Origin of the sequence: Acidovorax sp., assembly GCF_016783915.1 — a bacterium.
Taxonomy (GTDB): domain Bacteria; phylum Pseudomonadota; class Gammaproteobacteria; order Burkholderiales; family Burkholderiaceae_C; genus Acidovorax.
The window spans coordinates 115,441-121,654 of record NZ_JADHVT010000001.1; the positions used below are offsets into that span (position 1 = coordinate 115,441).

Annotated in this window: 8 protein-coding genes; 2 read left to right on the forward strand and 6 right to left on the reverse strand. The window is 62.9% G+C overall.

Annotated features, from left to right (window positions below; genetic code table 11):
- Positions 1-7: 7 nt before the first annotated feature.
- The 4 genes from ISS20_RS00580 to ISS20_RS00595 all read right to left on the reverse strand — a co-directional run bounded on the left by ISS20_RS00580 (position 8) and on the right by ISS20_RS00595 (position 2,987).
- Positions 8-985, reverse strand: a complete 978-nt coding sequence (locus ISS20_RS00580) for a beta-ketoacyl-ACP synthase III (protein ID WP_291432737.1) — start codon at positions 983-985, stop codon at positions 8-10.
- Positions 985-2,037 (reverse strand): phosphate acyltransferase PlsX, encoded by a 1,053-nt coding sequence (plsX, locus tag ISS20_RS00585; RefSeq protein WP_291432738.1) that lies wholly within the window; start codon positions 2,035-2,037, stop codon positions 985-987. The genes ISS20_RS00580 and plsX overlap by 1 nt, the downstream gene beginning before the upstream one ends.
- A gap of 107 nt (positions 2,038-2,144) precedes the next feature.
- Positions 2,145-2,327, reverse strand: a complete 183-nt coding sequence (gene rpmF / locus ISS20_RS00590) for a 50S ribosomal protein L32 (RefSeq protein WP_005794249.1) — start codon at positions 2,325-2,327, stop codon at positions 2,145-2,147.
- Between the two features lie 111 nt (positions 2,328-2,438).
- Positions 2,439-2,987: a YceD family protein gene (locus ISS20_RS00595; RefSeq protein WP_056061340.1), complete on the reverse strand. Its 549-nt coding sequence runs from the start codon at positions 2,985-2,987 to the stop codon at positions 2,439-2,441.
- Between the two features lie 25 nt (positions 2,988-3,012).
- On the opposite strand from ISS20_RS00595, the gene ISS20_RS00600 reads away from it, so the two are divergent.
- Together ISS20_RS00600 and ISS20_RS00605 are read left to right on the forward strand one after the other, a co-directional pair.
- Complete coding sequence (locus ISS20_RS00600) at positions 3,013-3,612, forward strand: Maf family nucleotide pyrophosphatase (protein ID WP_192418645.1); 600 nt, start codon at positions 3,013-3,015, stop codon at positions 3,610-3,612.
- Positions 3,609-4,385 carry an SAM-dependent methyltransferase gene (locus ISS20_RS00605; RefSeq protein WP_108497130.1) on the forward strand — a complete coding sequence of 259 codons (777 nt, stop codon included), beginning with the start codon at positions 3,609-3,611 and terminating at the stop codon, positions 4,383-4,385. The genes ISS20_RS00600 and ISS20_RS00605 overlap by 4 nt, the downstream gene beginning before the upstream one ends.
- Positions 4,386-4,659: 274 nt before the next feature.
- Here the strand turns inward: ISS20_RS00605 and ISS20_RS00610 are convergent, their stop codons facing one another.
- Together ISS20_RS00610 and ISS20_RS00615 are read right to left on the reverse strand one after the other, a co-directional pair.
- A complete protein-coding gene (locus tag ISS20_RS00610) occupies positions 4,660-5,706 on the reverse strand; it encodes a S49 family peptidase (protein ID WP_291432739.1) in 1,047 nt (348 codons plus the stop codon).
- A 92-nt stretch (positions 5,707-5,798) separates the two neighbouring features.
- Entirely contained in the window at positions 5,799-6,179 is a 381-nt protein-coding gene (locus tag ISS20_RS00615; protein WP_291432742.1) for a Rieske 2Fe-2S domain-containing protein, read from the reverse strand.
- Between the last annotated feature and the right edge of the window lie 35 nt (positions 6,180-6,214).

A 6,214-nucleotide genomic window follows, 5' to 3' on the forward strand; every position in this document is an offset into this window, starting at 1 on the left:
CCAGCAGCTACAACTTCAGGAGCACAGCGCCCCAGGTAAAACCACCACCCACGCCTTCGAGCAGCAGGGTTTCGCCTTTCTTGACCTGACCAGTGCGCACTGCGTGGTCCAACGCCAGGGGAATGGATGCCGCCGAGGTGTTGCCGTGCTGGTCTACAGTGACCACGACCTTGTCCATGGACATCTTCAGCTTACGGGCTGTGCCCTGCATGATGCGGATGTTGGCCTGGTGCGGGATCAGCCAGTCGATATCGGCCTCGGTCAGCCCGGCCTTGGCCAGGGCCGCGTGGGCCGCCTTCTCCAGCACGCCCACAGCGAGTTTGAAAACCGCCTGCCCGTCCATCTTGAGGACTGGGTCTCCGAGCACCTTGCCGCCGGACACATTACCGGGCACGCAAAGGATATCGACATGCTTGCCGTCGGCGTGCAGATCGCTCGACAGGATGCCGGGCGTCTCTGAAGCTTCCAGCACCACGGCACCAGCTCCGTCACCGAACAACACACAAGTGGTGCGGTCGTTGAAGTCCAGGATGCGACTGAAAACCTCTGCACCAATCACCAGCGCACGGTTGGCAGCCCCAGTTTGGATCATGGCGTCCGCCACCGACAGGGCATAGACAAAACCGCTGCACACAGCTTGCACGTCAAACGCAGGGCATCCATTGGCGCCCAGCTTGTTCTGCAAGATGCAAGCAACTGACGGGAACACCATGTCCGGCGTGGACGTGGCCACGATGATCAGATCGATATCAGTTGGCTGCAGGCCGGCGGCCTGCAAAGCATTGCGTGCAGCCTCCAGCCCCAGGTCGCTCGCAGTGACGTCGGGCGCAGCAAAGTGGCGCGCCCGGATGCCGGTGCGCTCCACAATCCATTCGTCGGAGGTTTCGATACCGCGCTGGCCCAGTTCGGCAACCAGATCAGCGTTGGTCAACCGGCGGGGAGGCAGGTAGCTGCCGGTGCCGGTAATGCGGGAATAACGTCTCATTATTGTGCGGTCGCCGCAACGCCAGGCTGGGGCTGGGCATCTGCAGGCGCCAACAGGGGCGCCGCGTGCGCAATCCGAGTCCGGACACGGTCGAGCAGGTTGTTGCGGGCTGCATCATACGCCCGGTTCAACGCCTGCTCGAAAGCCATGGCGTCTGCCGATCCGTGACTCTTGAACACCAGCCCGCGCAGGCCGAGCAGCGCCGCGCCGTTGTAACGGCGGTAATCCATGCGCTTCATCAACGCTTTTAAGATCGGATAGGCGACGATAGCGGCCATTTTGGTAAAAATGTGGCGCGAAAATTCGGTTTTAAGTGCTCCGATGATCATCGAGGCCACACCTTCGCTGGCCTTGAGCGCCACATTGCCCACAAAACCATCACAGACCACGATATCCACCGTCCCCTTGAAGATATCGTTGCCCTCGACATTGCCATAGAAGTTCAAATCACCGGAATTAGCTGCAGATCGCAGCAATTCACCCGCCTTTTTGATCACCTCACTGCCTTTGATGACCTCTTCACCAATGTTCAGCAGACCCACCGTGGGCTCGCCACCCTCCTGAAGGACGGATACTAAGGCAGAGCCCATCACGGCGAACTGCAGCAGGTGCTCGGCCGAGCAATCGACGTTGGCTCCCAGGTCCAGCACCGTGGTGGCGCCGCCGGTGGCGTTGGGCAGCTGGGTGGCGATGGCAGGACGGTCGATACCATCCAGCGTCTTGAGCAGATAGCGGGCAATGGCCATCAAGGCACCGGTATTACCCGCAGAGACAGCAGCCGAAGCCGTGCCATCCTTGACCTGCTGGATGGCCACGCGCATCGAAGAATCCTTCTTCTTGCGCAAGGCCACTTCCACCGGATCATCCATAGCCACCACTTCGGTAGCAGGAACAATAGTGGCTCGTTCATGGGAGAACGATTGCAGGCTGTCCGCCAGGCCAACAAGCAGCAGGCGGGCATCGGGGTGGTGGTCGAGAAACTGGCGGCACGCCGCGAGCGTGACGCGGGGGCCATGGTCGCCCCCCATGCAGTCAACAGCCAGTGTGATCATGGGCGACTTGTCCGGCCGGCCCAAGGGGCCGAGAGATGAATACGACGGTCAAAACAAAGGCCCGCGCTACAGGGTTTGTAGCAACGGGCCTTTGGATGGAGTGAAGGTCAGGCTTCAGACTTGTTCTTCAGTACCTGACGGCCACGGTAGAAACCGTTGGGGCTGATGTGGTGACGCAGGTGCGTTTCACCGGTGGTAGGTTCCACAGCAATGCCTGGCACGTTCAGGGCATTGTGCGAGCGGTGCATGCCGCGCTTGGAAGGGGACTTTTTGTTTTGCTGAACGGCCATGATGGCTCCTGATCTGGAATAGGTTGGTAAAAACGCGATCAGCCCAAAAAGACACGATGGGGTTCGCGTGAAGCCCACGATTATAACCCAAATGCTTTTTGGGTCGGTGATTCAGTCTTTGGCGTCCTTGCGCAGCGCAGCCAGCGCGGCAAACGGGTTGGGCTTTTCGGCATTGGCTTCTTCAAAATCGTCGTCCGAAGACGCCAGCGGCACGGAGGTCGGGCACTCGTCGTGTTTGGGCACCACGGGCAACGCCATCAACAGTTCGTCTTCGATGAGTTCGTGCAGATCAAACTCGCGACTCAAGGCCAGCAGGTCTTCTTCGCTCTCATCGTCCAGAGCCTCGGCCGTGGCTTCGTCTGCCACAAAGCGGAACTCACGATCCACCTCCAGGGGCACATCCACCGGCGTCAGGCAGCGCTGGCATTCCATGGGGAAGCTGGCGCGCACCTTGATGTGCAACCAAACCTGCCCCATGCCCCCCAGCGCAGTGCGCACCTCGCCCGTCGCTTCCCAGTCCACCAACAGATCGGGGTGCAGGCCCTTGGCCTCTTGCGCCAGGCGTTCGTACTTCAGCAGCGAGTCGTGGCCCGCCAGCCGACCGCCTGCCTGTGCAAAGGCTTTCACGTCGAGGCGCTGTGCGGAGAATTCCTTGGTCATGGCGGCAGTGTAAGAGAATCGGCGAATGCATCAATCCCCCTCCCCGCAACGCCCTCTGGTATTGGGCTCGACCTCGCGCTACCGGCGCGAATTGCTGGAACGGCTGAACCTGCCTTTCGAAGTGACCGCCCCCCATGTCGATGAGACCCCCCTGCCCGGTGAAGCACCCCGCGCCCTGGCCTTGCGCCTGGCTCTGGCCAAAGCGCAAGCTGTGGCGCGGCAGCACCCCGAAGCCGTGGTGATCGGGTCCGACCAGGTGGCCGACCTGGCCGGAGAGCCGCTGGGCAAACCGGGCCAGCACGATCGCGCGGTGCTGCAGTTGCGCCAGATGCGCGGCCAGACGGTGGTGTTCCAAACCGCCCTGGCGGTGGTGTGCGCGGCCACCGGCTTTGAACAGGTGGACCTCGCCCCCGTAGAGGTGAAGTTCCGCGACCTATCGGATGAAGAAATCGAGCGCTACCTGCGCGCCGAACAGCCCTACGACTGCGCGGGCAGCGCCAAGAGCGAAGGCCTTGGCATTGCCCTGCTGGACGCCATCCACAGCGACGACCCCACGGCACTCATCGGTCTGCCGCTGATCCGCACATGCCGCATGCTGCGCGCAGCAGGGCTGGTGCTGCCATGAACGTAAAAACCGGCACGCTGTACCTGGTGCCCGCCCCGCTCGACTTTGGCTGCGACACCCAGGCCCCACTGCAGGATGCCCTGCCCTCAGCGACCCTGCAGACAGCCGCCCGCCTGACCCACTGGGTGTGCGAAAACGCCAAGAGCACGCGCGCCTACCTCAAGCGCATTGACGCGCTGCACCCCCTGGCCCTCTCTCTACAGCAACAGCAGATCACCGAGTTGCCGCGTGAAGTGCACAAAAAAGGCGACCACGGCGACAAAGGCTCAGCGCCGTTCGATGCCCGCCCGCTGCTGGCTGCGGCCCTGAACGGGCACGACATCGGCTTGGTCAGCGAAGCGGGCATGCCCGCAGTGGCCGACCCTGGCTCGTCGGTGGTGCGGGCCGCTCACGACCTGGGCCTGCGCGTGGTGCCGTTGGTAGGGCCGGTGTCGCTGCTGCTGGCCCTGGCTGCCAGTGGCCTCAATGGACAAAACTTCGCCTTCGTCGGCTACCTGCCACAAGACGGACAAGAGCGCACACAGCGCATCAAGGAGCTGGAAGGCATCGCGCTGCGCACGGGCCAGACCCAGCTGTTCATCGAGACCCCGTACCGCAACCCGGCCCTGTGGCAGGCACTGGTTCAGACCCTGCAGCCGCACACCCGGCTGGCGCTGGCCAGCGGGCTGACCCTGCCCGACGCGCGGGTGCAAAGCCAGCTGGTGCGCCAGTGGAAGCAGCAGCCCGCACCACCGGACAACCGCACCCCCGTGGTGTTTGCGCTGGGGCGTTGAGACAGCGACGGGGTAACACGCTACGGGCGAGGCGCCTGGAATGCTACATATTCAAGAGCATTCCAGGCATATTCCACTATCGCAACCGCCCCAAAACACCCCCAAACCCCTCAGACCGCTGCACAACGGCCCCACACCGGCACCGCAGCACAGCGCAACCAGGCCCAACAAAAAAGCCCCGGCAGATACCTCTGCAGGGGCTTCGAATAGACATCTGCCGTGGATGCAAGGGCTTGCGCGGATGATCACGCCCCTGCCGACTCCGAGGCGAATATCAGCGCAACTGTGGCCCCGATATGGCCAGTGACTTGACGGCGCCCATGCCCACCGCCGCGCCAAAACGCTTGGCCAGGCGCTCGGCCACGTTGTCGCGGCGGGTGTAGTCGATGATGTCCTCGGCCTTGACCACTTCGCGCGCCACGTAGTCCAGGTTGCCCAACTTGTCCGCCAGACCCATTTCCACGGCCTGCTGGCCGGTCCAGAACAATCCACTGAAGGTATCGGGCGTGGTCTTGAGACGATCACCCCGCCCGGCCTTCACCACGGCAATGAACTGCTGATGGATTTGGTCGAGCATGGTCTGTGCATAGGCGCGCTGCTTTTCGGTCTGCGGGCTGAAGGGGTCCAGAAAACCCTTGTTCTCACCCGCCGTGAGCAAGCGGCGCTCCACGCCCACCTTCTCCATCACGCCAGTAAAGCCAAAACCGTCCATCAGCACGCCAATGCTGCCCACGATGCTGGCCTTGTCCACATAGATATCGTCAGCGGCGGCAGCGATGTAGTACGCAGCCGAGGCACAGGTTTCTTCGACCACGGCGTAGATCGGCTTGTTGTGCTTCGCTTTCAGTCGCACGATCTCGTCGTTGATGATGCCCGCCTGCACCGGACTGCCACCGGGCGAGTTGATGAGCAGCACCAGCGCTTGCGAGCCCTCATCCTCCAGCGCACTGCGCATGGCGGCCACCACAAACTCGGCGCTGGCCTCGGCGCCGCTGGCGATCTCGCCCTTGATGTCCACCACAGCCGTGTGCGGCGTGCTTTTGCTGGTGCTGGGCGATGCCTGGCGCAGGGCCACGAACGCAACAGCGGCAAACAACACCAGCCACGCCAGGCGGAAAAAGATCTTCCAGCGGCGGGTGCTGCGTTGTTCGTTGAGGGCGGCAAAGGCCAGCTTTTCCAGCGTGGCGCGTTCCCACCCGGGTTCACGCGATGAATCGCTCACAGGTGCTCCTGAATTAGTAGCTGCGTGCGCCCACAGATCGGGCGCGGAATTGTTTTTGGTGTCAAAGCCCGACGAACCGGGCTGCTGGGGGTCTGTCATGTCATGCGTCCTGGGCACTGCACCGCTGCGGGCCGCGCGTCGCGGTGACCCGCACCGGGCGGCAGCACATCCGGGTAATTCATCTGCATTTTCTAGAACTCTACGGGCTGCAGGTTGTAGGCAGTATGCCAGCGCACTACGCCATCGCTCTCCGACAGGGCAATTTTCACCAACCCGCCGCGGCAGGGACCGCCCGCGCACTGGCCGGTATGGGGCAAGTAGGCCGCCCCGTGGGTGGCGCACAACAGCCAATGGCCCGTGTCGTCAAAAAAACGGTTGGGCTGGTAGTCCATCTCCATCGCCACATGGGTGCAGCGGTTGAGGTAAGCGTGCGGCAGGCCCTGGTAGCGGATCGCAAAGGCCCGGCAGGTCTGGCCTGCGTACTGCACATCAAACGGCACAGCCAGCCCCCCATCGACGAGGTCAGCACTGCTGCACAGCGCGATGGACTGATCAGGGGAGGGTGTGGTCATGGGCTCGTCCCGCTCCGGTACCGGCGTCAAGCGTT

Excerpts from the sequence above, each read along its gene's own strand:
- rpmF (WP_005794249.1), bottom strand. The coding sequence starts at position 2,327 with ATGGCCGTTCAGCAAAACAAAAAGTCCCCTTCCAAGCGCGGCATGCAC.
- ISS20_RS00610 (WP_291432739.1), bottom strand. The coding sequence starts at position 5,706 with ATGACAGACCCCCAGCAGCCCGGTTCGTCGGGCTTTGACACCAAAAAC.
- ISS20_RS00580 (WP_291432737.1), bottom strand. The coding sequence starts at position 985 with ATGAGACGTTATTCCCGCATTACCGGCACCGGCAGCTACCTGCCTCCC.
- ISS20_RS00595 (WP_056061340.1), bottom strand. The coding sequence starts at position 2,987 with ATGACCAAGGAATTCTCCGCACAGCGCCTCGACGTGAAAGCCTTTGCA.
- ISS20_RS00600 (WP_192418645.1), top strand. The coding sequence starts at position 3,013 with ATGCATCAATCCCCCTCCCCGCAACGCCCTCTGGTATTGGGCTCGACC.
- ISS20_RS00605 (WP_108497130.1), top strand. The coding sequence starts at position 3,609 with ATGAACGTAAAAACCGGCACGCTGTACCTGGTGCCCGCCCCGCTCGAC.
- plsX (WP_291432738.1), bottom strand. The coding sequence starts at position 2,037 with ATGATCACACTGGCTGTTGACTGCATGGGGGGCGACCATGGCCCCCGC.
- ISS20_RS00615 (WP_291432742.1), bottom strand. The coding sequence starts at position 6,179 with ATGACCACACCCTCCCCTGATCAGTCCATCGCGCTGTGCAGCAGTGCT.